The organism is Sphingomonas elodea ATCC 31461 (genome assembly GCF_000226955.1).
GTDB lineage: Bacteria > Pseudomonadota > Alphaproteobacteria > Sphingomonadales > Sphingomonadaceae > Sphingomonas > Sphingomonas elodea.
Window position 1 is genome coordinate 13,933 of record NZ_AGFU01000009.1, and the last position, 25,334, is coordinate 39,266.

General features: G+C 65.6%; 18 protein-coding genes and 3 tRNA genes. 12 read left to right on the forward strand and 9 right to left on the reverse strand.

What is annotated here, in order from left to right:
- Nucleotides 1-931 precede the first annotated feature (931 nt).
- Nucleotides 932-2,800 (forward strand): DUF262 domain-containing protein, encoded by a 1,869-nt coding sequence (locus KK7_RS0103455; RefSeq protein ID WP_010543251.1) that lies wholly within the window; start codon nucleotides 932-934, stop codon nucleotides 2,798-2,800.
- A gap of 9 nt (nucleotides 2,801-2,809) precedes the next feature.
- Here the strand turns inward: KK7_RS0103455 and KK7_RS0103460 are convergent.
- The 3 genes from KK7_RS0103460 to KK7_RS0103470 form a co-directional block, all read right to left on the reverse strand.
- Nucleotides 2,810-2,886 (reverse strand) — tRNA-Pro (locus KK7_RS0103460).
- Nucleotides 2,887-2,941: 55 nt separating this feature from the next.
- Nucleotides 2,942-3,017, reverse strand: a tRNA-Ile gene (locus KK7_RS0103465).
- Between the two features lie 64 nt (nucleotides 3,018-3,081).
- Nucleotides 3,082-4,677 carry a histidine kinase dimerization/phospho-acceptor domain-containing protein gene (locus tag KK7_RS0103470; RefSeq protein WP_010543252.1) on the reverse strand — a complete coding sequence of 532 codons (1,596 nt, stop codon included), beginning with the start codon at nucleotides 4,675-4,677 and terminating at the stop codon, nucleotides 3,082-3,084.
- A gap of 179 nt (nucleotides 4,678-4,856) precedes the next feature.
- On the opposite strand from KK7_RS0103470, the gene KK7_RS0103475 reads away from it, so the two are divergent.
- Nucleotides 4,857-5,330 (forward strand): Lrp/AsnC family transcriptional regulator, encoded by a 474-nt coding sequence (locus KK7_RS0103475; RefSeq protein WP_010543253.1) that lies wholly within the window; start codon nucleotides 4,857-4,859, stop codon nucleotides 5,328-5,330.
- 56 nt (nucleotides 5,331-5,386) lie between these two features.
- Here KK7_RS0103475 and KK7_RS0103480 read toward each other — a convergent pair whose 3' ends face one another.
- Nucleotides 5,387-6,670 carry a tetratricopeptide repeat protein gene (locus KK7_RS0103480; protein ID WP_010543254.1) on the reverse strand — a complete coding sequence of 428 codons (1,284 nt, stop codon included), beginning with the start codon at nucleotides 6,668-6,670 and terminating at the stop codon, nucleotides 5,387-5,389.
- 257 nt (nucleotides 6,671-6,927) lie between these two features.
- Here KK7_RS0103480 and gyrA point away from each other — a divergent pair, with 257 nt between their 5' ends.
- From gyrA to KK7_RS22445, 7 genes are all read left to right on the forward strand, one after another.
- A complete protein-coding gene (gene gyrA / locus KK7_RS0103485) occupies nucleotides 6,928-9,672 on the forward strand; it encodes a DNA gyrase subunit A (RefSeq protein ID WP_010543255.1) in 2,745 nt (914 codons plus the stop codon).
- A gap of 2 nt (nucleotides 9,673-9,674) precedes the next feature.
- Nucleotides 9,675-10,028, forward strand: a complete 354-nt coding sequence (locus KK7_RS0103490) for a DUF952 domain-containing protein (RefSeq protein ID WP_010543256.1) — start codon at nucleotides 9,675-9,677, stop codon at nucleotides 10,026-10,028.
- 68 nt (nucleotides 10,029-10,096) lie between these two features.
- Nucleotides 10,097-10,172, forward strand: a tRNA-Glu gene (locus KK7_RS0103495).
- 200 nt (nucleotides 10,173-10,372) lie between these two features.
- Nucleotides 10,373-13,102, forward strand: coding sequence for a TonB-dependent receptor (locus tag KK7_RS0103500; RefSeq protein WP_010543257.1), 2,730 nt, complete (start codon nucleotides 10,373-10,375; stop codon nucleotides 13,100-13,102).
- A 131-nt stretch (nucleotides 13,103-13,233) separates the two neighbouring features.
- A complete protein-coding gene (locus KK7_RS0103505) occupies nucleotides 13,234-13,446 on the forward strand; it encodes an MFS transporter (protein ID WP_010543258.1) in 213 nt (70 codons plus the stop codon).
- Between the two features lie 104 nt (nucleotides 13,447-13,550).
- Nucleotides 13,551-14,243: a VIT1/CCC1 transporter family protein gene (locus tag KK7_RS0103510; protein ID WP_010543259.1), complete on the forward strand. Its 693-nt coding sequence runs from the start codon at nucleotides 13,551-13,553 to the stop codon at nucleotides 14,241-14,243.
- Between the two features lie 97 nt (nucleotides 14,244-14,340).
- Nucleotides 14,341-15,147 (forward strand): abortive infection family protein, encoded by an 807-nt coding sequence (locus KK7_RS22445; RefSeq protein WP_010543260.1) that lies wholly within the window; start codon nucleotides 14,341-14,343, stop codon nucleotides 15,145-15,147.
- An 89-nt stretch (nucleotides 15,148-15,236) separates the two neighbouring features.
- Here the strand turns inward: KK7_RS22445 and KK7_RS0103520 are convergent, their stop codons facing one another.
- Nucleotides 15,237-16,733 carry a replicative DNA helicase gene (locus tag KK7_RS0103520; protein ID WP_010543261.1) on the reverse strand — a complete coding sequence of 499 codons (1,497 nt, stop codon included), beginning with the start codon at nucleotides 16,731-16,733 and terminating at the stop codon, nucleotides 15,237-15,239.
- Nucleotides 16,734-16,815: 82 nt separating this feature from the next.
- Between KK7_RS0103520 and KK7_RS0103525 the strand changes: the two genes are divergently transcribed.
- Genes KK7_RS0103525 through dcd form a run of 3 tightly spaced genes read left to right on the forward strand, consistent with a single transcriptional unit; the run spans nucleotide 16,816 to nucleotide 18,340 of the window.
- A complete protein-coding gene (locus tag KK7_RS0103525) occupies nucleotides 16,816-17,298 on the forward strand; it encodes a UPF0262 family protein (protein ID WP_010543262.1) in 483 nt (160 codons plus the stop codon).
- Between the two features lie 5 nt (nucleotides 17,299-17,303).
- Nucleotides 17,304-17,753, forward strand: coding sequence for a cytidine deaminase (locus tag KK7_RS0103530; RefSeq protein WP_010543263.1), 450 nt, complete (start codon nucleotides 17,304-17,306; stop codon nucleotides 17,751-17,753).
- A gap of 32 nt (nucleotides 17,754-17,785) precedes the next feature.
- Nucleotides 17,786-18,340 carry a dCTP deaminase gene (gene dcd / locus KK7_RS0103535; RefSeq protein ID WP_010543264.1) on the forward strand — a complete coding sequence of 185 codons (555 nt, stop codon included), beginning with the start codon at nucleotides 17,786-17,788 and terminating at the stop codon, nucleotides 18,338-18,340.
- Nucleotides 18,341-18,413: 73 nt separating this feature from the next.
- On the opposite strand, the gene KK7_RS0103540 is transcribed toward dcd, so the two are convergent.
- The 4 genes from KK7_RS0103540 to KK7_RS0103555 form a co-directional block, all read right to left on the reverse strand.
- Nucleotides 18,414-19,439 carry an aspartate-semialdehyde dehydrogenase gene (locus KK7_RS0103540; RefSeq protein ID WP_010543265.1) on the reverse strand — a complete coding sequence of 342 codons (1,026 nt, stop codon included), beginning with the start codon at nucleotides 19,437-19,439 and terminating at the stop codon, nucleotides 18,414-18,416.
- A gap of 224 nt (nucleotides 19,440-19,663) precedes the next feature.
- Nucleotides 19,664-21,013: a DUF418 domain-containing protein gene (locus KK7_RS0103545; RefSeq protein WP_010543266.1), complete on the reverse strand. Its 1,350-nt coding sequence runs from the start codon at nucleotides 21,011-21,013 to the stop codon at nucleotides 19,664-19,666.
- Nucleotides 21,014-21,087: 74 nt separating this feature from the next.
- Complete coding sequence (locus KK7_RS0103550; protein ID WP_237709121.1) at nucleotides 21,088-22,905, reverse strand: methyl-accepting chemotaxis protein; 1,818 nt, start codon at nucleotides 22,903-22,905, stop codon at nucleotides 21,088-21,090.
- 171 nt (nucleotides 22,906-23,076) lie between these two features.
- Nucleotides 23,077-25,254: a S9 family peptidase gene (locus tag KK7_RS0103555; RefSeq protein WP_237709122.1), complete on the reverse strand. Its 2,178-nt coding sequence runs from the start codon at nucleotides 25,252-25,254 to the stop codon at nucleotides 23,077-23,079.
- Nucleotides 25,255-25,334: the final 80 nt, after the last annotated feature.

Below are 25,334 nucleotides of genomic sequence, written 5' to 3' on the forward strand. Positions count from 1 at the left end.
GAACTTGAATCCATGGAAAACGTGATCATCGATTGTGACGAAAATTGAGCGCGGAGGGCGTTGTCAACTCCAAAACCCAGAGCCAGTTCCACTTGATTTTATCTTGAAACTTAAAAACATCTTCTGATGATCACAATGAAATCACCAAAGTAATTTTTCAGTAACTAAAAAATCAAGGCTATAATGTTTTAAATTTATAGCTAAGATTTTATTAAATATCTCGATGTTCACGAAACAACGCAGATTTAATGCACCCACAATCGCAAATTCTGTATAGTATTGATCGAATACGACCGAAATCATCAACAATTCATCACCCCGAAACAGCGGTCAGTTCACAGCCGAAATGAAACGTTCGTACTGCAATGCAAAATGTACGGGGCTGAATAACTCCAAAAAGGATCGTTTTTGATCAGGACAGCACGGAAAATCCGTTGACAATCTCGACCAGCTCTTTGGCAACCTCAGGTTGAAAGAAGATGTCGCAATCGACGAGCCAAGGCGCTCGGCCGGTCCTCCGCGTCCAGAGCGGGAGAGACATGCGTCTATTGCAGGTCCCAACGAACCTGGCGTTCGGCGCGGACGGCATCTGGATCGCACGACAAGCCGATCCTGGCGCTGCCCACGGACGACATGGTCGCAATGCCCTTGACGTCCTCCAATCTACGAAACCATGCATCTATGCGGGAACGTTCGAACGGAACTGCGGCCCGAACAGGAGGGTGTAGCCGCGATGCTCCGAATGCCGCTCGCTTGGGCAGGCTGATGGGCACCGGGCGGTGCGACGCACATGCCGGCGCGAAAAGGATGACCGCGGCACCAGCGTCCTCCCCCTCGGCCGCACCTTCCCCGGGGTCGCAGCCGAGCGATCACCAGCGGGAATGCGGCACGCGTGGGGCGGCCGCACACTCCAGGCACTGCGGGGGAATGCATGAGCTTCGACACCACCAAGACCAGTCTCAAGGACCTGCTGCACGACGTCCATGTGGGCAAGCTCCAGCTACCCGAGTTCCAGCGGGACTATGTGTGGAACGAAAGCGACGTCCGCTCGCTCCTGGAAAGCATCGCCAAGGGCTTTCCGGTGGGCGCCCTGCTGACCCTGGAACGCGGGGGATCGATCGAGTTCAAGCCGCGCGGCGTCGAGGGAACCTCGGTCGCCGAGGTGGTGCCCGAACACCTGCTGCTCGACGGACAGCAGCGCATCACCTCGCTCTACAAGACGATCTTCGCCAAGACACCGGCACGGGTCCGCAGCGTCAAGGGGCAGGTGGTGGAGCGGTATTTCTACCTGAGCATTCCGGCCGCGCTGGCCCCGATGGCAAATCTCGAGGCCGCGATCGAGGTCGTCCCGCCCAGCCGCATCCGCCGCCGGAACTTCGGCAAGGACGTGGATGTCGACGTGTCCAGCCCCGCGCTCGAATATGAAAAGCTGCTGTTCCCGCTCAACCAGGCGCTCGATCCGCTCGGCTGGATCCTCGGCTGCATCGCCCACTGGAACGCGCGCGGCGAACAACGCATGGAGGAAATCCAGCGCTTCCAGAACGAAGTACTCAACCGGATCCAGGCCTATGCGATGCCGGTCATCAAGCTGTCGAAGGACAATAGCCGAGAAGCCGTCTGCACCGTGTTCGAGCGCGTCAATGTCGGCGGCAAGAAGCTGGACGCGTTCGAACTGGTCACCGCAATCTACGCCGCCTCGGGCTTCGACTTGCGCGCGGACTGGGCCGGAACCCAGCAGAAGCGCGGGCGACTGGGTCGTCTGCGGGAAAAGGTGCCGCCCAAGGGCGTCTTCGCGCATCTCGCCGCGACCGATTTCCTCCAGGCCTGCACGGTCCTCCACACCCGCGACCTGCGCCAGCAGGCGATCGCCGCCGGCGCGACCGGCAACGACGTGCCCGCCATCACCTGCACGCGCGAGGCGCTGCTCGGCTTGCCGCTGTCGGCATATCGCAAGTTCGCCGACGCCGTGGAGGCCGGCTTTCTCGAAGTCGCCCGGTTCCTCAACGAACAGAAGATCCTGTGGGGGCACGACGTGCCCTATCCGCCGCAGATGGTCTCGCTCGCCGCCACCTTCGCGGTGCTGCCGCCGCACCTCCGCAACGCCGCTGCAAACGAAAAGCTCGCCCAATGGTATTGGGCCGGCGTGCTGGGCGAGTTTTACGGGTCGGCGACCGAAACCAAGATCGTGCGCGACGTACCCGAACTGCTCGCCTGGCTCGAGGGCGGCCCCGTCCCGCGCACGATTGCCGACAGTTCCTTCCAGTCGATGCGGCTGGAGACGCTCCGCTCCCGCCTGTCCGCCGCCTATAAGGGCTTTCACGCCCTGCTGATGCGCAGCGGCTGCCGCGACTTCATCACCGGCAAGCATGTGGAGACGATGACCGTCTATGCCGACGCCCTCGACGTCCACCACATCTTCCCGCGTGCCTGGTGCGAGAAGCAGGGCATCGCGCCGCGGCGCTACAACAGCATCATCAACAAGACCGCCTTGTCCAAAGGCACGAACATCGCCATCGGCGGCAGCGCCCCCAGCGCCTATCTTGCCCGCATCGAGGAGCGGCATGGCCTGAGCAGCGCGTGCCTGGACGAGATCCTGCGGTCCCACCTCATCGACCCCGCCACGCTGCGTGCCGACGATTTCGAGGCCTTCTGGCATGCCCGCAAGCTCGCCCTAGCCGACCTTGCGGCACGTGCGCAGGGCAAGCCCGTCCAGATGGGCGCGCCCCTACCGGAAGATGGCTATATCGATGACGAGGATCTGACGCTCGACGAGGAACAGGGCATCGAGGAATTCGCCTGAAGGCGAGAGTGGTCGGGGAGACAGGATTCGAACCTGCGACCCTCTGGTCCCAAACCAGATGCGCTACCAGACTGCGCTACTCCCCGACGAGCCGCCGCGCTTAGAGCGTCCGGGCGGCGGACACAAGGCAAAGCGTATTGCTGGTGGGCCCGGCAGGACTCGAACCCGCAACCTAGCCGTTATGAGCGGCCAGCTCTAACCATTGAGCTACAGGCCCCCAGCACGGCCCGCCCTAGCGGAGGCGACGGCATCGCCGCAAGCCCCGCCGCGCCCGTCCGCGCTCACTGGCGCTGGGCCTGCTCCATCGCGGCGGCGGGCGCGGCCGGCAGGCGGAGCGTCAGCAAGTCGGGCGCGATCACCAGGCTGCCGCCCAGCTCACGCGCGAGATTGCGGGCCAGCCGCAGCGCGAAGCCGGTGCCGAGCAACGTCCCGTCCTCGTCCTGCTCGTCGTCGATGCCGAGCACCGACTCGCCCGGATATTGGCCGAGCGCGCCGGGGCGATCGATGAGGATGGCGACGCGCTGCTCGGCCTCCAGCGCGAAGCGCACGCGCAGACGCTCGTCGCGCGCGGTGGCGGAAACCAGGGTGGCGAGCAGCCGCGCCAGCAGCCGCTCGACCGCGCGGCGATCGCCCGAGACATGCAGCTCGTCCTCGGCGATATCGATCGCCGAACCGCGCAGCTTGAGCAGTTCCCCGAGATCGTCCGCGATGCCGGCGAGCAGCGGGCGAAGCGCCACCTGCCCCTCCCCCAGCGACAGCGCCGCGCTCTCGATACGGGCGGCGAGGTCGAGATCGTCGATCGCCCCCAGCAGTTCGCGGGCCTGGGTGCGGATCACCGCCGCGCGATCGCGATAGGCTTCGGGCACCGGCCCCAGCATCTGGCTCTCGATCATCTCCGCGAAGCCGGCGATGGCGTTGGTCGGGGTGCGCAGCTCATGGACGATCTGGCGGAGCGCGTCGGCCTCTGGCGGCGGGCGCAGCGGTTCGGCGCGCTCGTCGGCGCGCGGCCGCCGGGCGGTGCCGCGATAGCCGGTGAAGCGGCCGGTCACCGGCTCGAACGCCGGCAGGGCGGAAACCAGCCAGTCGCCCGCGGCATCCGATTCGCCCTCGATGGTCATGCGCGCATTGGTGAAGCCTGCACGGCGCCGGAACGCGCCGCTCGCCACGCCGTCCAGCCGGCTGCCGCCGGGCAGTCCCTGCAGATCGAGCGACAGGCCGATCAGCGGTCCGCGGCTGACGCCGTCGACCCAACGGACGACGCCGGCCGCATCGGTCTCGAAACGGAAGCTGCGGGCACGTTCGAGGGGGCGTGCGCCCTTCCCTGCCTCGCGCTCCCGGCGGTATCGTTCGATGCGGGCCATCAGATCGGCGACCGCGAACAAGCCTTCCGGCTCGCCCTCGGCCTGGGGAGCCGCCGGCGCCGCCTCGCCCACGACCGGGCTGTGATCGGGCAGGACGAAATCCACCGGGCCGAAGCTTTCGAGCGCGCGCGACACGGCCGGCGGAAGATCGCGACGGCCGCGCAGCACGTGGCGGGCGCCGGGCGCAAGCCGAGGCAGCAGCGCGATCCACGACGCACCGTCCAGCACGGCGCTGCGCAGGATCGGCAGCGCGACGCGCAGTTCGTCGAGGACCAGCAGCGCGACCAAGGGCGGCGGCGGATTGGCACCCTCCAGCGCGCGGGCGCTGGCGATGCGCACCTCCAGCGGCACCAGATCGCGGATCGCGGCCAGCACGTCGAGCGCCCGCGCCTCCGCCGGCACCCGTCCGCGGCCGATCAGGTCGACAAGCTGCCGCCAGGCGAGCGGCGCACCCGCCGCCGAGCACACGTCGCCCGCCAGCACCGTCTCCAGCGTATCATCAAAGCGCAGCGGCAAGTCCCGTCGTCCCCCGAAAGGCGTGTTTCCGATCCCGCCCCTCCATACCGCCAAGCCGGTGCTGGTGGAAACAGTCCATTTCGGCACGTCGCAATGTGGGACAATTGCGTTGAAGCGTAATTTTATTGTGCTAACACGCGCAATCAAGAAACGAACTCGCTCAGGAGCCCCAGAAAAAAATGCGATTCGACGAGATCGACGTCCGGATCCTTGGACTACTCCAGGAAAATGGCCGCATGACCAATGTCGAGCTGGCCGACCGGGTCGGACTGACCGCGCCGCCCTGCCTGCGCCGCGTCCGCGCGCTGGAACAGGAAGGTGCCATCAAGGGATATCACGCCGCGCTGGACCCTGCCGCGCTGGGCTATAACCTCACCGTCTTCGCGATGGTGAGCCTTAAAAGTCAAGCCGAAAGCGATCTGCGGGCGTTCGAACAGCTCGTCGCCGAGATCCCGGAAGTGCGCGAATGCCACATGCTGAACGGCGAGATCGACTTCATCCTGAAGATCGTCGCGTCCGACCTGCAGAGCTTCCAGACGATCCTGACGACCCGGCTTACCACCGCCCCCAATGTCGAGCACGTCAAGACGTCGCTCACCATCCGCACCGCCAAGGCGCTGCCGGGCGTCCCGGTGCCCGATCACAAGGGCTGAACGAAAAAGGGGCGACCTGCACCAGGCCGCCCCTTCCTTTTTCGAGACCCGAAGGATCAGGTCAGCGCCGGCAGATCCAGCGCGACCGTCCACAATGCGGCCAGATCGACCGCCGGGGCCGCCTTGATCTGACCGAAGGCGGTGCGGGCATCGTCCTTGCGGCCGAGATTGTAGAGCGCGATGCCGCGGTGCAGGTTGACGTCGTCGGCCGAAACGCCGCCCTTCTGCAGCGCCACGTCGTACAGTTCGACGGCCTTGGCAAAGTCGCCCGAGGCGAGGAACGCGTCGCCGGTCTGCGCCGCCATCTTGCCGTTCGCGGCAGCCTGCGACTGCTTGACCAGCGGGGTGAGCGAGCCTTCCGCCTTCGCCTTGGCCTGGGCCGAGGCATAGATGCGCGCGACGTCCGGATTGCCCGCCGGGATCTTGCCCGAGGCCTTGCCCTCGTCGATCGCCGCGACGGCTTCCCACGGCAGGCCCGCCGAGTTCACCGATTCCGCATAGTCGATATAGTCGTTCTGGTCGGCCATCACCTTGGTGGTGCGGAGCAGGCGATACAGGTCGATGCGCTGCGCCGAGGTGAGGCGGCCGCCGGCCGAATCCGCGCTGCCGCGCATCACCAGCACGCCCCAGCGCCAGTTCTGCTTGGTCGGATAGTCGGCGATCATCTTCTTCATCCACTCCGCGGTCGCGGCGCGGTTGCCCGTCGCATAGACGCGCGGGATGGCGAACTGGTACCAGGCGACCGGCGGCTTCTGGCCCGACGCCTTCACCGCCTGGATGGCGCGATCGACCTCGGCGACCGATTCGTTCGGCTTGCCGGTCTGCGCATAGGCGTTGGCGAGCGCGATCGAGATGTCGAAGTCGGTGTTGCCGGCCTCGCGCGCCTTCAGCAGATTGTCGATGCCTTCGGCATACTTCTTCTCGTTCAGCGCCTGGTTGCCGACGATCGTGTAATATTGGCGCTTGTAGATCGGCAGCTCGTTCGCGGGGGTACGCGGGCTGGCGATCAGGATCGGCAGCGTCTTGGTGAGACCCGCCATGTCGTTCGAGCCAATCTGCACGCGCGAGCGCAGATAGGCGGCATAATATTTCTCGTCGTCATTCTGCACGACCGCATCGAGCGCGTCGAGCGCGGGGGCGGCAGCGGCCCAGTTCTTCGCCTGCACCGCTTCCATCGCGGGCTGGGCTGCCTTGCGGAAGGCATCGCCCACCTTCAGTGCGTTGGGATCTTCCTTGGCTGCGCCCTTCTTTTCCTTCTGGGCGAGAGCCGGCGTGGTCACCATTGCGGTCGAACCCAGCGCAAGCATCGCGGTCAGCGCAAGCTTCGAAACAAACTTCATCTGAAACTCTCCTCGTCGGCCAGGCGGCGTCGCGGTTCCTGTAAAGGCGCACTGTACACCATTCAAGCACGCTTGCCGTGTGGTGAAACGGCTGAACGCGGCTTGAACAACCGCCATTGCGGACCGGAAACGTTCGTTTCCGCACTTGGCTCCCAATGTTCCCCACGCGCGTGCGTACGCGCGGGCGCGGGGTTGGCAGGAGGCATGCGGGCGGCTAGAGCCATCGCAGCGTAACAAAAACCCGAAAGTATGCCGCTTTGACCGACGAGACCCTGCTCGCCGACCCTTCTGACATTACCCCGATCTCGATCGTCGACGAGATGAAGACCTCGTACCTCGATTACGCGATGAGCGTGATCGTGGCGCGCGCCCTGCCCGACGTTCGTGACGGCCTGAAGCCCGTCCACCGCCGCATCCTCTATGCCGCGCAGGAAGGCGGCTATGTCGCCGGACGGCCCTACCGCAAGTCCGCCCGCCTGGTCGGTGACGTGATGGGTAAATACCACCCGCACGGCGACAGCTCGATCTACGACGCGATGGCCCGCATGGCGCAGGACTGGGCGATGCGCGTGCCGCTGATCGACGGCCAGGGCAATTTCGGCTCGATGGACCCGGATCCGCCCGCCGCGATGCGCTACACCGAAGCACGCCTCGCCCGCGTGGCGACGGCGCTGCTCGACGATATCGAGAAGGACACGGTCGACTTCGTGCCGAACTATGACGGTTCGGAAAGCGAACCGTCGGTACTCCCTGCCCGCTTCCCCAACCTGCTGGTCAACGGCGCGGGCGGCATCGCGGTCGGCATGGCGACCAACATTCCGCCGCACAATCTCGGCGAAGTGATCAACGCCTGCCTCGCCTATATCGATAACGGAGCAGTCACCGCCGAAGAGCTGATGGAGATCGTCCCCGGTCCGGACTTCCCGACCGGCGCGGTGATCCTCGGCCGTTCGGGCTGCCGTTCGGCCTATCAGACCGGGCGCGGCTCGATCCTGGTCCGCTCGCGCCACGAATTCGAGCAGCGCGGCGAACGCCGCTCGATCGTGCTCACCGAAATTCCCTACCAGCAGGGCAAGAACGCCCTCGTGGAGAAGATCGCCGAGGCCGCCAAGGAAAAGCGGATCGAAGGCGTTTCCGACATCCGCGACGAAAGCTCGCGGGAGGGCGTGCGCATCGTCATCGACCTGCGCCGCGACGCAACGCCCGAGGTGGTGCTCAACCAGATCTGGCGGAATACGCCGGCGCAATCGAGCTTCCCGGCCAACATGCTCGCGATCCGCGGCGGCCGCCCGGAACTGCTCAACCTGCGCGACATCATCGAGGCCTTCGTCAAGTTCCGCGAGGAGGTCATCACCCGCCGCTCGAAGTTCGAGCTGGCCAAGGCGCGCGACCGTGCGCACATCTTGCTCGGCCTGGTGATCGCGGTCACCAATCTCGACGAGATGGTGAAGATCATCCGCGGCTCGTCGAGCCCGGCCGCCGCGCGCGAAGCCCTGCTCGCCCGCGAATGGCCGATCGCCGAGATCGCGCCGTACATCCGCCTCGTGGAAGCCGTCGACACCGAAGTCACCGGCGATACCTATCGCCTGTCCGACACCCAGGTCCGCGCGATCCTCGACCTGCGCCTGCACCGCCTCACCGCGCTCGGCCGCGACGAGATCGGCGACGAGCTCAAGGAACTCGCCGATTCGATCGCCGAGCTGCTCGAGATTCTCGGCAATCGTGCGAAACTGTATGAAGTGCTGCGCGGCGAGCTGGTGCTGATCCGCGACACCTATGCCACCCCGCGCAAGACCGAGATCGCCGCTGCCGCCGACGGCATCGACGACGAGGACCTGATCGAGCGCGAGGACATGGTCGTCACCGTCACGGTCCAGGGCTATATCAAGCGCACCCCGCTCGATGCCTTCCGCGCCCAGGCGCGCGGCGGCAAGGGCCGCGCCGGCATGGCGACCAAGGACGAGGACGCGATCACCGAGCTGTTCGTCACCTCGACGCACACGCCGGTGCTGTTCTTCTCCACCCTCGGCCGCGTCTATCGCATGAAGGTGTGGAAGCTGCCCGAGGGCGGCCCCGCCACCCGCGGCCGGCCGATGATCAACCTGCTGCCGCTTGCGAGTGGCGAGACCATCTCCACCGTGCTGCCGCTGCCGGAGGACGAGGACGAGTGGGCGAACCTCCACGTGATGTTCGCCACCGCCAAGGGCAACGTACGCCGGAACAGCATGGACCTGTTCACCAACGTGCCCTCGAACGGCAAGATCGCGATGAAGTTCGAAGGCGAGGACGAGGACGATCGCCTGATCGGCGTCGCCCTGCTCAACGAGGGCGACGACGTGCTGCTGGCGACGCGCGCCGGCAAGGCGATCCGCTTTCCCGGCGAGGACGTCCGCGCCTTCCAGAGCCGGGCTTCCACCGGCGTGCGCGGCATGCGGCTGGCCGATGGCGACCAGGTGATGTCGCTCTCGATCCTCCACCGCTCGGGCGCCAGCCAGGAAGAGCGCGACACCTATCTGCGCTTCGCTCCCTGGAAGGGCGAGCGCGAGGGCGAGTGCGAACTCGCGCCCGAGAAGTACGAGGAGATGAAGGCGCGCGAGCAGTTCATCCTCACCGTCTGCGCCAACGGCTATGGCAAGCTCAGCTCGGCCTATGAATATCGCCGCACGGGCCGCGGCGGCCAGGGCATCACCAATATCGACAACATCGCCCGCAACGGGCCGGTGGTGGCGAGCTTCCCGGCGACCAAGGGCCATCAGCTGATGCTGGTGACCGATCAGGCCAAGATGATCCGCATGTCGCTGGGCGACCTGCGCGTCATCGGCCGCAACTCGGCGGGCGTGCGGCTGTTCAACGTCGCGGCGAACGAGCATGTCGTCTCGGCGGCGCGCATCGAGGAGAGCGAGGACGAGGCCGAGATGAACCTGGGCGACGGCGCGGTGGCCGGCGAAGCGACCCCGGACGCGGTGCCGGGCGAAGACCTGGCCGACGGCGGCGAGGCCTGAGCATGGCCGAGATGCCCCTCACCGCCTACAAGATCCTGACGCAGGACCAGATGGACACGCTCGAACGCGAGCGTGTCTTCCTGGGCGCGCCGATCGATCTGGCGGACGGTTATATCCACCTCTCCACCGCCGCGCAGGCGCAGGAGACGCTGGAGAAGCATTTCGCCGGCCAGACGGGCCTGTGGCTGGCGGCCGTGGACCTCGCGGCGCTGGGCGACACGGTGCGCTGGGAGCCCTCGCGCGGCGGCCAGCTCTTCCCCCACATCTACGGCCCGCTGCCGCTGGGCGCGGTGACCGCGTACAGCGAAGTGGGCTACGCGCCGGACGGCATCCTGCGCCTGCCGGTGGCGGGTTGAAAAAAGTCTGAAAACATCGCTTGACGGCGCCGGCCCCGGAACGTAATTGGCCGCCTCCGCCAAGCAATGGCCCCTTCGTCTAGCGGTCTAGGACGTCGCCCTCTCACGGCGAAAACACGGGTTCGAGTCCCGTAGGGGTCACCATCTCTTGCGCGCCTGGGGTGACGGCATCCCGCCCCGATATGTTTCAAGCATCGTCAAGTAACCAACGGGCGCACAGCCGCTGACGTTGGCGGCCCTCCCCTCCGGACGACCCCGGACACGGCATTCACCGAAATTTATCCGTCTTCGGTCAGAAGGCTACGCAAACCAAAGCAATAGCTGGGGATTGAGAGGTGGCCGTTATGTCGAAGCGCGCGTTCTTGGTTTCTACCGGGGTTCTCGCACTCCTGTCCACGCCGGCGGTGGCACAGGACCTGCGCGGTTCTGCCGCCAACACGCCCGCAGCCGCCGAAAACGAATCTCCGAACACCGCCGACATCGTCGTCACCGCGACCCGCCGCTCCGAACGCCTGTCGAGCGTGCCGATCGCGGTCTCCGCCTTCGGCCAGGCCGCACTCCAGAATTCCGGCGCGACCGATATTCGCCAGATGACGCAGATCGCGCCGTCGCTCCTCGTTTCCTCCACCGGTTCCGAAGCCAATGCCTCTGCCCGCGTACGCGGCATCGGCACCGTCGGCGACAATCCAGGCCTGGAAAGCTCGGTCGCGGTGTTCATCGACGGCATCTATCGCAGCCGCACCGGCTCCGGCCTGAACGACATAGGCGAGATCGAGCGGATCGAGGTGTTGCGCGGCCCCCAGGGCACGCTCTCCGGCCGCAACTCCTCCGCCGGCGCCATCAGCATCTATACCAAGCTGCCCGAGTTCAAATTCGGCGGATTCGGCGAGGCCACCTATGGCAACTACAACGCCGTCCGCCTGTCCGGCGCCCTCACCGGCCCGGTGGTGCAGGACCTGCTCGCCTTCCGTATCGACGGTGTATACTCGAAGCGCGACGGCTATCTGTACGACGTCGTCAACAAGACCGATTTCAACGATCGCAATCGCTATTTCGTTCGCGGCCAGCTGCTGTTCACGGTCAATCCCGACCTCGGCATCCGCCTGATCGCCGACTATACGCATCGCAAGGAAAAGTGCTGCGGCGCGGTCTATGTCGACACGCGCGAGAAGCTGGATGCCACCCCCGGCGTGCCCGGCGACTATGCGATCAACCCCGCCGGCAACCGCGTCTCCGCGATCCTGCGCAGCATGGGCGCCGTACTGCCGAGCGACGGCGATCCGTACAACCGCCAGATCGCGCAGACGCCGGGCCGCGCCTATGCGAATCTTACCACCGACTATGGCATCTCCGCCCGCGTGCGCTGGAACATCGGGGCGACCCAGCTCACCTCGCTGACCGCCTATCGCGAGTACCAGTCCGACGGCGCGGCGGACATCGATTACGGCAATCTGGACATCGCCTACCGGCCCAATGACGGCAACAGCTATCGCCGCTTCCACACCTTCAGCCACGAAAGCCGTTTCTCGGGCACGATCCTGGGCGACAAGCTCGACTGGCTGGTCGGCGGCTATTTCGCGCACGAGACGCTGCAAGTGGCGGACAATCTGCGCTTCGGCACCCAGTATGGCGCCTTCGCGGCCTGCCGGATGGTGGCGACGCTCAATCCGACCGCGGCCTTGCGCGACCCCACCCGCCCCGGCTGCCTGAGCGCCGCCGGCCGCGCGGCGCTCACCCCGGCGGTGGGCCCGCAGATCATCGGCGGCATCGACCGGCTGAGCACGCTCAACGACCTGGGCAGCATCCGTGACCAATATGACCAGACCAGCGAGAACTGGGCGCTGTTCACCCACAATATCTACAAGCTCACCAAGACGCTGAGCTTCACGCTTGGCGCCCGCTACACGCACGAGAGCAAGACGCTGAAGGCGGCGTTCAACAACAACAACACCGTCTGCCCGGCGCAGCAGGCCGCGATGGGGCCGCTGCTCGCCAGCAGCAACGCGACGCTGCAGTCGCTCGCCGCCGGCATCGTGACGCTCACCTGCACCGGCAATTCGACGGCGGCGCTCACCGGCGTACCGTTCAGCGACAGGTTCAAGGAAGGTCAGCTGACCGGCACCGCCGTGCTCTCCTGGAAGCCCTCGGAGCGTACGCTGGCCTATGTCTCCTTCGCGCGCGGCTACAAGGCGGGCGGGTACAATCTCGATCGCTCGGACCTGTCGACGACCGTGTTCGCCACGCCGCAGCCCGCCGCCGCCGCCAATCTGCGCTTCGATCCCGAGACGGTGAACGCGTACGAACTCGGCCTGAAATACACCTCCCGCCGGGTGACCGCGAACGTGGCGCTGTACCGATCGGAATTCGCCAATTTCCAGCTGAATACCTTCAACGGCACCGCCTTTATCGTCCAGAATATCGGCGGGTGCAGCAGCGCGCTGAACGGTGCGGACCGCGACAACAGTTCGGCCACCGGCGCCTGCACCGGCAGCGTCGGCAAGGGCGTGGTGACGCAGGGCGTGGAACTGGAAGTCGGGCTCTATCCCACCTCCAACTTCACCGTGAACCTGGGGTACACGCTGGCCGATGCCAAACACCGCAACAATCTGGTGGGCTCCAAGGCGGGCGAGCCGCTCAACGCGCAGCTTTTCCTGCTGCCGGGCAGCGAGATGTCGAACGCGCCGCGCAACACCGTGACCAGCGCCGTGACCTGGACGCCGGCGATCGGCAGCAGCGGGCTGACGGGCCTGTTCTATGTCGATGGCCGCCTGACCAGCGACTATAACACCGGCTCCGACCTGTTCGCCGAGAAGCGGCAGGATGGCTTCCTGACGGTGAATGCCCGCCTCGGCATCCGCGGCCCCGACGAGAAATGGGCGGTGGAGCTGTGGGCGCAGAACCTGCTCGACACCAACTATCAGCAGGTCGCCTTCAGCCTGCCCTTCCAGGGCTCCGGCAGCCTATCGCAGGTGCGTGCGTTCGGCGCGCCGGCCTTTGCGACCGGCAACGCCCTGTTCGGCTCGTTCCTGGCCGAACCGCGCACCTATGGCCTGACCGTCCGCACGCGGTTCTGACCGGCTGGGTCTTCTCCTGCCCGGCCCGGGGGAGGAGACCCCGCCTGTTTCCCCGCCCGCCCCCCGCCATGGCGGCTGGATCATCGCCGCGTGCATGTGCGCCTCCTAGCCTCGCCTTTCTCGACGGATCGGTGACCAACGTCGCGCTCCCGACGATCGGGGCGAGCCTGCAGGCCAACCCGGCGACGCTGCCCTGGATCATCAACGCCTATCTGCTCCCGCTCTCCGCGCTGCTGCGGTTCGCGGGTGCGACGGGGGACTATTTCGGCCGGCGCCGGATGCTGATCCTGGGTGTCGCGATCTTCGCGCTGGCCTCGCTCGGCTGCGCGCTTTCGCCGGGATGACGATGGGGGGCATCCTTTGCCCCGACGCACCCCACGGGAACTCCCCCATTGCCGCCGCCCTGTCGCCGCCCCATCCTCCCGTCGCCACCACCGGAGGATCCCCCATGCGCCCGCACCGCGAACAGCATCTCGTCGCCCGGATCGGCTGGCTGCGCGCCGCCGTGCTGGGGGCGAATGACGGCATCGTCTCCACCGCCAGCCTGATCCTGGGGGTCGCCGCCTCGGGCGCGGAGCGGCCGGCGCTGCTCGTCGCGGGGGTGGCGGGGCTGGTGGCGGGGGCGATGTCGATGGCGGCGGGCGAATATGTCTCGGTCAGCTCGCAATCCGATACCGAACGCGCCGACCTCGCCCGCGAGCGGCAGGAACTCGCCACCACGCCCGAGGCCGAGTTGGCCGAGCTGACCGCCATCTATGCCGGCCGCGGCGTCGATCCCGCCACCGCGCGCACGGCGGCCGAGCAGATGATGGCGCACGACGCGCTGGAGGCCCATGCCCGCGACGAGCTCCACATCACCGAGATGACCACCGCGCGGCCGGTGGTCGCCGCCTTCACCTCGGCGGGAACCTTCACCGCGGGCGCGGCGCTGCCGCTGCTGCTCGCCGCGCTGCTGCCGATGCGCTGGATGGCGGCGGGCGAAGCGGCGGGATCGATCCTGTTCCTCGCCCTGCTCGGCGCGCTGGGCGCGATCACCGGCGGGGCCAGGCCGCTCAAGCCGGTGGTGCGGGTGGTGTTCTGGGGCGCGCTGGCGATGGCGCTGACCGCGGGGATCGGGCGGGTTGTGGGGACGAATGTTTGAGGGGCGGGCGTTTGCTGCCACCAAGGCTTTCCAAGCACACGCCGCTTGTTTACTATCATGATAGCAATCCGTTCACAGGCAAAGCCAAGGGAACAAGTTGGGCTACTTTCAAGATCAACTCAGCAATGAGTCGAATGAACCGCCGCTAGATATGTGGCTAGTCGATCATGCCTTGGAGATGACACAAGGCTACGTACTTGACTTTAGCGACAAGTCTTTCAACGATTTTGTGCGGCGAAAATTTGGTATCGACGCCACAGTGCCCACGTACACCGTCGATGGAGGATCGAAAGCGAAGCGCTTGCGAGCCTTACTTCGCTCTTTGGTTCCCGGCGCACAGGCAGAGGTTCTGAGAGTGTTTTGGGAATATCGCCAGCAGTTGACCAAGCAAGGCCATCACAGCACACTCGAACCAAAGGTTGAAGCAGATTTCTTGCAGATGATTGCAAACCTAGAAGGTTCATATCAGCCAATAGATTTAGCGATCGTAGAAAACTTCAACGGTGATCAAACCCTTGGAGAGCTCGTAGATGCCATTCAACGTGATATTCAGGCGAATAAACCTCACGCCGCACTTGATCGATTACATACTTACGCGATGAAGAAGTTTGCCGATCTACTCGCTCGCGATGGTATCGACGTAACCCACAACGAAGCCCTTCATGCTCGAGCCGGGCGCTACATCAACAATCTTCGTCTATCGTCTCAGATAGGCGAATACTCAGCAAAAATTGCAAAATCTGCCGTTCAGGTTATGGAGCAATTTAATCAGGTTCGTAACAATCAAAGCCTAGCACACGACAACGAAATGCTAAGCTTAGCCGAAGGCAGATATGTATTTGAAACTGTTCTGAGTCTCTTGCGGTTCATTAAAGCGCTTGATGAGGCTAAATTCGGCCGCTGAATAGTCGTTGACGAGCATTCTTGAACTATTGCGAGAACACCCCCTCCCCTGAATGGGAGGGGCTTGGCAGACTGCACCGCCGGTATGCCTCAATACCCCTCCGGTGCCAGATCGCTGAACTTGGTGAACTGCCGGTCGAAGCGCATGTGCACCGAGCCCGTCGCACCATGGCGCTGCTTGGCGATGATCACCGTCGCCTTGTTCGCCACTTCCAGCTGGCGCGCCTGCCATTCCTCATAGGCCATGCGCTCCTCGGCGGTCTCGGTGCCGTCGGGGATCTTCGTCGGCGCCTTGAAGTCGTGATAATATTCGTCGCGATACACGAACAGCACGATATCGGCGTCCTGCTCGATCGAGCCGGATTCGCGAAGGTCGGAGAGCTGGGGGCGCTTGTCCTCGCGGCTTTCCACCGCGCGGCTGAGCTGGGAGAGCGCCAGCACCGGCACATGGAGTTCCTTGGCCAGCGTCTTGAGGCCGCGCGAAATCTCCGAGATTTCCTGCACGCGCCCGTCGCCCGAGGCCTTGGCCGAGCCGGTGAGCAGCTGGAGATAGTCGACGATCACCATGCCGATCTTGTGCTGGCGCTTGAGTCGCCGCGCGCGGGTGCGCAGCGCCGCGATGGTGAGGCCCGGCGTGTCGTCGATATAGAGCGGCAGCCGCTCCAGATCGCCCGCGGCGCGCGCGAACTTCTGGAACTCGGCATTGCTCAGCTGGCCGGTGCGCAGCTTTTCCGAGACGACCTCGGCCTGCTCGGAGAGGATACGCATCGCCAGCTGGTCGGCCGACATTTCGAGGCTGAAGAACGCCACCGGCGCGCCGATCGACTTTTCCTCGGCGATGCCGGCGTCGAGATCGTCCATCCAGCGCTTGGCGGCGTTGAACGCGATGTTGGTGGCGAGCGAGGTCTTGCCCATGCCGGGGCGGCCGGCGAGGATCAGCAGGTCCGACCGGTTGAAACCGCCGGTCGAGGCGTTGAGGTCGCTCAGCCCCGTGGTGATGCCCGAGATGCCGCCGCCGGAGTTCATCGCCTTCTCGGCCTGCTTCACCGCCAGCGTGGCGGCGCGGGTGAAGGACTTCACCCCGGCTTCCGAATCGCCCTGCTCGGCGACCTGGTAGAGCCGGAGTTCGGCCTGCTCGATCTGCTTGGAGGGATTGATGTCCTGGCTGGTGTCGAGCGCGCCCTCCACCATGCCGCGGCCCACATCGACCAGCGCGCGGAGCTGCGCCAGATCGTAGATCTGGTCGGCGAAGGAGCGCGCGCCGATCAGGCTGGCGGGGTTGCCGGTCAGCTGGGCGAGATAGGCCGGGCCGCCCAGCTCCTTCATCGCGGGATCGTTGGCGAACAGCGGGCGCAGCGTCACCGGCGTGGCGAGACGGTTGTCGCCGACCAGATGCGCGATCTGCTCATAGATGCGGCCGTGCAGCGGCTCGAAGAAATGCTCGGGTCGCAGCTTTTGGAGGACGTCTTCGGCGACTCGGTTGTCGATCATCATCGCGCCGAGAAGTGCTGCTTCCGCCTCCACGTTCTGGGGGAGGCTGAGGCCCTCTTGGGGCTCCTGGGTGGGGAAAGGGATCGGCTGTGCCATCCAGCCCTCATCGGCCAATGTGGCGGGTACGGCAACCGGCATGGCTTGTGGAAAACGGGGAATGCCCCCAAAGCTGCGCCCTATGGCCGATCCGCGGATCCTCGACGTGACCCTCGACGAGCGCACCATCCTGTGGCGCTCGGCCGATATCGAGCAGGAACGCAGAATCGCGATCTACGATCTGCTCGAGGACAATCACTTCGCCCCCCAGCGCGAACAGGCCGATGGCTATGCCGGGCCGTACAAGCTGCATATCAGCGTCGAGGAAGGGCGGCTGGCACTGGCAATCCGGCGGGCGGACGATACGCCGCTGGAGACGATCGTGCTCGGCCTCGCCCGTTTCCGCCGGCCGATCCGCGACTATTTCGCGATCTGCGACAGCTATTACCAGGCGATCCGCAACGCCACGCCCGCGCAGATCGAGACGGTCGACATGGCCAGGCGCGGCATCCACAATGACGCCGCCGAGTTGCTCCGCACTGCGCTGGAAGGCAAGATCGACGTCGATTTCGATACCGCGCGGCGGCTGTTCACGCTGATCTGCGTGCTCCACATCAAGGGATGAGTTTCATGACAACCGACAACAGCGCGCTGATCGCAGCCGCCCGCACCGCCGCGCGCCACGCGCATGCGCCCTATTCGAACTTCGGCGTGGGCGCCGCGGTGCTGCTGACCGACGGCACGGTGGTGACCGGTGCCAATTTCGAGAATGCGAGCTACGGCCTGTCGCTCTGTGCCGAAACCGTGGCGCTGGCGACGGTGTCGGCGCAGGGGCGCTTACGCGACGTGGCGGAGATCGCGGTGATCGGCGGACCGATCGGGCCGGACGGCGTGCCGACCGGCACCGCGCCGGTCAGCCCCTGCGGGCGATGCCGGCAGGTGATCAACGAGGCGGCGCAGCTGGGGAAGCGCGACCTGCCCGTCCATTGCGGCGCGGCCGAGGGGGATGCGGTGGCGAGCTACCGCCTGTCCGAGCTGCTGCCCCAGGCGTTCGGGCCGGGGGATCTGGGGATCGCTTGACGCCGCGCCCCCTCCCCCGCACTACCCGCGCCATGTCCATTCTTTCCGATCGCTGGATTCGCGAGCAGGCGCTCAACCACGGCATGATCGAGCCCTTCGTCGAGAGCCAGCGGCGCGAGGGCTGCATCAGCTACGGCCTCTCCTCCTATGGCTATGACGCGCGGGTGGCGGACGAGTTCAAGATCTTCACCAATGTCGACAGCGCGGTGGTGGATCCGAAGAATTTCGACGCGAACAGCTTCGTCGACCGCAAGACCGATGTCTGCGTGATCCCGCCCAACAGCTTCGCGCTCGCCCGCACGGTGGAGTATTTCCGCGTGCCGCGCGACACGCTGGTGATCTGCCTTGGCAAGTCGACCTATGCGCGCTGCGGGATCATCGTCAACGTGACGCCGCTCGAGCCCGAATGGGAAGGCCATGTGACGCTGGAGTTTTCCAACACCACGCCGCTCCCGGCCAAGATCTACGCCAATGAAGGCGCGTGCCAGTTCCTGTTCCTGAAGGGCGAGCAGCCCTGCGAGACGAGCTATGCCGACCGCGCCGGCAAATATATGGGCCAGCGCGGGGTGACCCTGCCGCGGCTCTGACATCCCGCCCTCGCACCGGGTGCAGGACCTCTGACGGAAGAAAGGGCGGCACCGTCGCGCCGCCCTGCTCCCCTTACGCCTTTTGCAGGTGGCGGCGGCCCAGCAGTTCCGCGATCTGCACCGCGTTGAGCGCCGCGCCCTTGCGGAGATTGTCCGAGACGCACCACAGCGACAGGCCGTTCTCCACCGTCGAATCCTCGCGCACGCGGCTGACATAGGTCGCATACTCGCCGACGCACTCGATCGGGGTGACGTAGCCGCCATTCTCGCGCTTATCGACCAGCATGATGCCCGGCGCCTCGCGCAGGATATTCTGCGCTTCCTCGGCCGAGATCTCGTTCTCGAACTCGATGTTGATCGCTTCCGAATGGCCGACGAACACCGGCACGCGCACGCAGGTCGCGGTCACCTTCACCTTGGGATCGAGGATCTTCTTGGTTTCGGCGACCATCTTGAACTCCTCCTTGGTCGAGCCGTCGTCGAGGAAGCTGTCGATGTGCGGGATCACGTTGAACGCGATCTGCTTGGTGAACTTGGACGGCTCGACCTGGTCGCCGACGAAGATCGCGCGGCTCTGGTTGAACAGCTCGTCCATGCCCGCCTTGCCTGCGCCGGAGACCGACTGGTAGGTCGCGACCACCACGCGCTTGATCTTGGCGGCATCGTGCAGCGGCTTGAGCGCCACCACCATCTGCGCGGTCGAGCAGTTCGGGTTGGCGATGATGTTGCGCGCCTTGTAGCCGTCGATCGCCTCCGGGTTCACTTCCGGCACGATCAGCGGAATGTCCGGGTCCATGCGGTAGAGCGAGGCATTGTCGATCACCGTGCAGCCGGCGGCGGCGAACTTGGGCGCGTAGATCGCGCTGCCTTCGGATCCGATGGCGAACAGCGCCATGTCCCAGCCGGTGGGATCGAAATGCTCGATGTTCTGGACCTTGTACTGTTTGCCCGTCTCGCCGAAGTCCACCATGTCGCCGGTCGAGCGCGACGACGCCAGCACGGCGAGATCGTCGATCGGGAATTCCCGCTCGGCCAGGATGTTGAGCATTTCGCGACCGACATTGCCGGTGGCGCCTGCGACGACGACACGGTAGCCCATTTGTACCTCTTTCTTGCTCACGCCAGCCGGGAGCGGGCGCGGATGCTCTGTAGTGGAGATGAAAGGTGGAATGCACCTGCATTCCGCTGCTTCGCTGCACAAGCGCAGCTATCGCGCCCGATTACGGGCGCGGCGTAATTCGCGTGATAGTGGCGCGTTTTCGAAGCATGGTTGTGGCCGCTAGCAGAAACATGCTTGCGTGGCGAGCCCCTTTTTACGCAATTTCATGCCGTGGCGAGGGTGGGTTCCAAGGCTGCACCTCGCCCGCGCCGAAACGGCTGCCGGCGTATATAGGCGAGCGAGCGCCACGCCCATTCCATCGGCCCCATCGCGAAGACGCGCAGCCACAGATTGGCGACGACCAGCTCGAACGCCAGCACCGCCAGCGCCACCCCGTAGAGGCCGCTCCAGCTGAGCTTCCCCCAAAGCCCCAGCCCCCAGGGCGCGAACAGCAGGTAGATGCCGATGATCTGCTGGAGAAAATAGAGCGAGAAGGCCGTTCGTCCCGCCGCCTTGAACGGCGACAGGACCGCCTGCCCCACCCGGCTGCGCACCACCAGGTTGACCAGCGCGACATGGCCGATGGAGACGAGGATGCGTGCCGGCTCCTCGGTGATCCAGCCGCTATGGGGGACGGGCGTGGGGGACAGTATCTCCTGCACGCCGATCGCCCGCGCCAGCAGGCCCGGTAGATAGCAGCCCAGCATCAGCAGCAGGTAGAAGCGCGTGCTGCGCCCGCCCTGCACCACCTGCCATTTCCACAGCGCGATGCCGATCAGCATCATCGAAAACGCCTCGGCAACGCTCATCCCCAGCTGCGGCAGCATGAAGGTGAGATAGAAGCCGATGCTCATCCCGGCATAGGCGACCCAGCTGCCGCTATAGCCCTTCTTCTCCATCTCGCGGATCTGCTTCACCTGCTCCCCGCCCCCGGCGCGACGCTCGAGCAGTTTGCGCCAGTCCTGCTGCCTGGCCTGCTCTTCCTTGGTGAGCGGCTGGTGCGCCGCGACCTTCTTCTCGATGGCGGGCATGGCGGCGACCAGCGCGCTGCGCTCCAGATAGGTCGGCACCGCCGTCGCCATCATCACCAGCGCGAAGAGCGATCCCAGGCCCAGCAACAGCCGCGGCCCGAGCAGGCGGAACGGGAACAGGAAAAGCGCGGCCAGCGCGTAGATATGGAGGATGTCGCCGGTCCACAGCACGACGAACAGATCGAGCAGGCCGAAACCAAGGAGCCAGAGGGTGCGTCGCACGTAGAGGTCCGCCACTGCGACCGGGCCGTCGGGCTGCATCGCCCGGGCCGCCAGCACCATCAACCCGCAGCCGAACAGGATTTCGAGAACGCCCCGCTGCGTGCCTTCGAGTGCGACCTGCACGAAGGACCAGCTGCTCCGGTCGAGCGCGGTCCAGCCGATGATCTGCGGCTTGCCGAGATCGGCAAGTACCGTCTGCCCCTGGAACGGGATGTTCATGAAAAAGATGCCGAGGATGGCCAGACCGCGCAGAATATCCAACACGTCGATCCGTGCCTTGCCTGCCACCGGCGCAAGTTCCGTCCGACCCTCTGCCGCCATGCCCGCCCCCGATTGCTGACCGGGGGCGAAACTAACCCGCAGGCGACCTTCCGTCGAATGTCATTTCTGCACGATCAGAAGCTGGCCCATTCCTCGACTTCCGCGCTGGTCTGGCGGACCGAGGTGACCGTGGCGGCATGCGCCGGGGTGGACGCGACCGGCATTGCATGAACGCGGGAGCGGACTGGCTTGCGACCGCCGCGATCGCCGGCATTGAAGCGCGAGGCCTGCTCACTGAGCGAGGCAACCTCGGAGGTCAGGTTGCGCGCGGCGGCGGAAGTCTCTTCCACCATCGCCGCGTTCTGCTGGGTGGTCTGGTCGATGCTGTTCACCGCCGTCGCCACCTGGGTGACGGCCGATGCCTGGACCTGGTTGTCCTTGGCCATCACCTCCAGCAGCGAGTGGACTTCGTTGACGTCGCCCACGATCGCGCCGAGCGCGCTGTCGACGCGGCGCACCATGTCCACCGCGGCATTGATGTCGGTCTGGGTGGCGGTCAACTGGTCGCGGGCGCGGCCGGCCTCTTCCTCGGCGCGCATCGCCAACGCGGAGACGAGATCGGCGACCACCGCGAAGCCGCGGCCCGCCTCGCCGGCACGGCCGGCCTCCACCGCGGCGTTCATCGCGAGAACCCGGGTCTGGAAGGCGATCTTGTCGAGACCCTCTATCACATTGTCGATACCCTTGGCGCTTTCGGAAACGCGGGTCATCGCCTGCATCGCCTCGTCCGCCACGCTGCGACCCGAATCCACCACTTCGATGGCACCCGTGGCGCGCTCGACCGTCTTGGTGGCCGCGGCCGCGGTCGCCTTGATCCGCTGGTCCATCTCGCTGACGGCCGCGGAGGTTTCTTCCAGGCTGGCGGCGGCGCCCTCGGTGCGGCGGGCGAGATCCTCGCTGGCCTGGGCGATCTCCGCCGAGCCGGTGGAGATCGTCTCGGCGCTCTCGATCACCGCGGCGATCAGTTCGCGCAGCGCGGCGACGGCGGCGTTGAAGTTCTGCTTCAGCCCTTCATACTCCGGATCGAAGCGGGAATCGATGACAGCGGTCAGGTCGCCGCTGGCCAGCTTGGCCAGGCGATCCTCGAGCGTTTCGACGACGAGCGCCTGCGCGGCTTCCGCGCGCTTCTTAGCCTCGGTCAATTCGTCCTGACGCAGCGCCGCTTCCTTGAAGACCAGCACCGATTTGGCCATCCCGCCGACTTCATCGGCGCGCTCGGTGCCAGGAATGTCGATCTGATGGTTGCCGCCGGCAAGCCCGCGCATCGCATCCTGCAAGCGGTCGAGCGGCCCGGCGATCTGCGACCGCGTGACGAAGAAGGCGAGGCCCAAGCTGCCCGCAACCGCACATAGCGCCACCAGCAACAGCGCCGTGCCGGCCGCTGTCGCACTCGCCGAAAGTCGATCGGATTCCTTCGTGGCGTCGGCGACGCGACGATCGTTATACTCTTTCATCCCCGTCGTGAACGTGACGGCCCGTTCGTCCGCCTTGGCCAGCAGTGCCCGCGCCTCATCTTCGCTGTTGGCCAGCCCCTTTTCAAGCGCCGGGACGACCACCTCCTGCACCGCATCGAGGCGCGCGCGGAGCGGCGCGAGCTCGGCAGCGGCGTCCTTCTCCGTGGCGCTGACTTCGTTTATATATTGAACCGCCTGCTTGTACGACGCCAATTCCTCTGCCGCGGCGGCCTTGGCCTGTGCGGAGCGTCCGTCATACACCAGCGTCTTGTAGGCCGCGTACATCATCGCGTTGCTCAGCCGGTTGACGCGGATCAGCTTGGCCGTGTCCGGCATTTCAACATCGGTAAGTTCCGAATATTGCGCGTCGATCATGCGCATCTTGCTGCCGCCATACCAGGCGACACCCAGCGTCACGATGCCAAGCAGGCCCAGCATCATTATGATCTTGAATTGAATTTTGAGGTTGGCCAGGAAGTGCACGGTCAATTCCTCCTAGGCGCCTCAAAAGGCGCGCAGATATTCCACCAGCGCATTATAGAAAAGGGGCGCGCCATGCTGTGCCGGCGCGCCCCTCGGTCTTCTACGTAACGGTCTAGAGGCGATCGCTCACTTGGCCAGCGAGCGATCCAGGAAATTGAGGATCGTGCCCCACAGATGTTCGCTGATGCCGGGGCCGCCGACACGGTGCGTCTGCCCCGGATACAGCATCATCTCGAACGGCACCTTCTGCTGCTGGAGCGCGGCATACATCGCCGTGCCGTTGTCGAGCACGACATTGTCGTCGGACATGCCGTGGATCATGAGCAGCGGGTCCGCAATCCTGCCCGCATCGCCCAGCGTGCTCGAGGCCTTGTATGCCTCCGGCACCTGGCGCGGATCGCCCATGTAGCGTTCGGTATAATGGGTGTCGTAAAGTTCCCACTTGGTCACCGGCGCGCCGGAGATGCCGGCGGCGAAGCTACCCGGCGCCGCCTCCAGCATCTTGAGCGTCATGTAGCCGCCATAGGACCAGCCATAGATGGCGATCCGCTTCGGATCGACGAACGGCAGCGTCTTGAGATAGGCGGCGCCGGCCAGCTGGTCCTGCACTTCCACGCTGCCCATCGCCTGCCAGATCGCGCTCTCGAACGCGACGCCCCGGTTGGCGGAACCGCGATTGTCGATCTGGAACCAGATATAGCCGTGCTGCACCAGATATTGCTGGAGCGCGCCACCCCAGGCGCGGCTGACCGTCTGCACATGCGGACCGCCATAATGCTGGAAGAACACGGGGTAGCGCTTGCCGGGCTCCAGCTTGGGCGTGATCATCTCCCAGTGCAGTTCGGTGCCGTCCGGGCCCTTGATCGTGCCGAAGGTCCGCTCGCGATGGGCCGAGACATGGGCATTGTACGGGTGCTTGGGATCGCTGACCGCGTTCTCCTGTACCCAGGCGATCCGCTTGCCGTCCGCATCGGCGAGATAGACCTGGCGGGGCTGGTTGACGTTCGAACGGCTGACGATCGCGCGGGTGCCGCTGGCATCCATGCTGGCCGTGTTCCACCATCCCCGCTCGGTGAGGCGGGTGATCGTGCCCGGCTTGCGATAATCGATCCAGTAGAGGTGCCGCTCGAGCGGGTCGTCCTTGTTGCCCTGGAAATAGAGGCGACCGCGTTTCTGGTCGACGCTGATGCCGTCGGGCGCGACTTCCCAGGCGCCCCTGGTCAGCTGGGTGAAGCTGCCCGCCTGCCAGCGATAGAGATGGCCGTGCCCGTCCCGCTCCGACCACCAGAGCAGGCTGCCGTCGTCGAGCGGCTTCAGCCCGTAGCTGAGGTTGATCCAGCTCTTGGCCGCCGCCTTCTCGCTGAACAGCACGCGCGCGGTGCCGGTCGCGGGATCGACGGCGAGCAGGTCGAGCTGGGTCTGCGCGCGGTTCTGCCGCTGGACATACAGGGTCTTGCCGTCCGCCGACCAGTCGACGCGAGCCAGGTAGATGTCGCGGTCCGGCCCGAGATCGACCTTGACCCGCTTCTGCCCGGTCGGTTCGAGCACATAGAGCTCGACCAGGGCATTGGGCGTCCCCGCCTTGGGATAGCGCTGCTGGACGATGCTGGTGCCCTCGGCCCCGATCGCGGCGCGGGTGACGATGCCTACCGGCGCCTCGTCGAACCGCTCGACCGCGACATAGGCGTCGTTCGGCGCCCACCAATAGCCGTCGCTCCGGGCCATTTCCTCCTGCGCCACGAATTCCGCCTCGCCCCAGTGCACCGTACCCGCACCATCCGAGGTCACCCGCGTCGCCTTGCCGCTGGCCAGGTCCATCACGACAAGATTCTGGTCCTGCACATAGCTGGCGAACTTGCCGGCCGGGCTGATCGCGGCGTTGAGCTTGGGTCCCGCCGCCGCCGGCAGCTTGTCGATTTCGCCCGTCAGCCGCGCGCGGAACAGCTCGCCGTCCAGCGGAACCAGGATCGAGCGGCCGTCCGGCGCCCAGTCATAGCTGATGATGCCCTTGGTACCGCCGATGCGCGCTCGCTCGCGCTGCATCTTCTCCGCTTCGGAGAGTTCGGCGCCCGAACCCAGCTTCTTCGAATCGACCAGCATGCGCCATTGGCCGTTGGCGGTATCCATCGCCCAGAGATCGTAGCGCTCGCGATCCTCGTCGCGGTTCCGCAGCAGCGTCAGATACTTGCCGTCCGGCGAGAGCTGCACCGCGCGGGGTGCGGGACCGTCCAGCGACGGGCTCGCGAAGATGCGCTGCAGTGTCAGCGGCTGCGCGGTCTGCGCCTGCGCTGGGGCCTCAGCCATGCCCATTCCCGTCGCAATCGCCACCCCGGTAACGCCCAGCATCCATTTTCGCATCCAACACTCCGCCTTCCCGGCGCCCG

Coding starts and splice junctions, on each gene's coding strand:
- KK7_RS0103520 (WP_010543261.1), bottom strand. CDS start 16,733: ATGGCACAGCCGATCCCTTTCCCCACCCAGGAGCCCCAAGAGGGCCTC.
- KK7_RS0103455 (WP_010543251.1), top strand. CDS start 932: ATGAGCTTCGACACCACCAAGACCAGTCTCAAGGACCTGCTGCACGAC.
- KK7_RS0103525 (WP_010543262.1), top strand. CDS start 16,816: ATGGCCGATCCGCGGATCCTCGACGTGACCCTCGACGAGCGCACCATC.
- KK7_RS0103490 (WP_010543256.1), top strand. CDS start 9,675: ATGGCCGAGATGCCCCTCACCGCCTACAAGATCCTGACGCAGGACCAG.
- KK7_RS0103540 (WP_010543265.1), bottom strand. CDS start 19,439: ATGGGCTACCGTGTCGTCGTCGCAGGCGCCACCGGCAATGTCGGTCGC.
- KK7_RS0103480 (WP_010543254.1), bottom strand. CDS start 6,670: ATGAAGTTTGTTTCGAAGCTTGCGCTGACCGCGATGCTTGCGCTGGGT.
- KK7_RS0103555 (WP_237709122.1), bottom strand. CDS start 25,254: ATGGCTGAGGCCCCAGCGCAGGCGCAGACCGCGCAGCCGCTGACACTG.
- KK7_RS0103500 (WP_010543257.1), top strand. CDS start 10,373: ATGTCGAAGCGCGCGTTCTTGGTTTCTACCGGGGTTCTCGCACTCCTG.
- KK7_RS0103545 (WP_010543266.1), bottom strand. CDS start 21,013: ATGGCGGCAGAGGGTCGGACGGAACTTGCGCCGGTGGCAGGCAAGGCA.
- KK7_RS0103550 (WP_237709121.1), bottom strand. CDS start 22,905: ATGCTGGGCCTGCTTGGCATCGTGACGCTGGGTGTCGCCTGGTATGGC.
- dcd (WP_010543264.1), top strand. CDS start 17,786: ATGTCCATTCTTTCCGATCGCTGGATTCGCGAGCAGGCGCTCAACCAC.
- KK7_RS0103510 (WP_010543259.1), top strand. CDS start 13,551: ATGCGCCCGCACCGCGAACAGCATCTCGTCGCCCGGATCGGCTGGCTG.
- KK7_RS0103530 (WP_010543263.1), top strand. CDS start 17,304: ATGACAACCGACAACAGCGCGCTGATCGCAGCCGCCCGCACCGCCGCG.
- KK7_RS0103475 (WP_010543253.1), top strand. CDS start 4,857: ATGCGATTCGACGAGATCGACGTCCGGATCCTTGGACTACTCCAGGAA.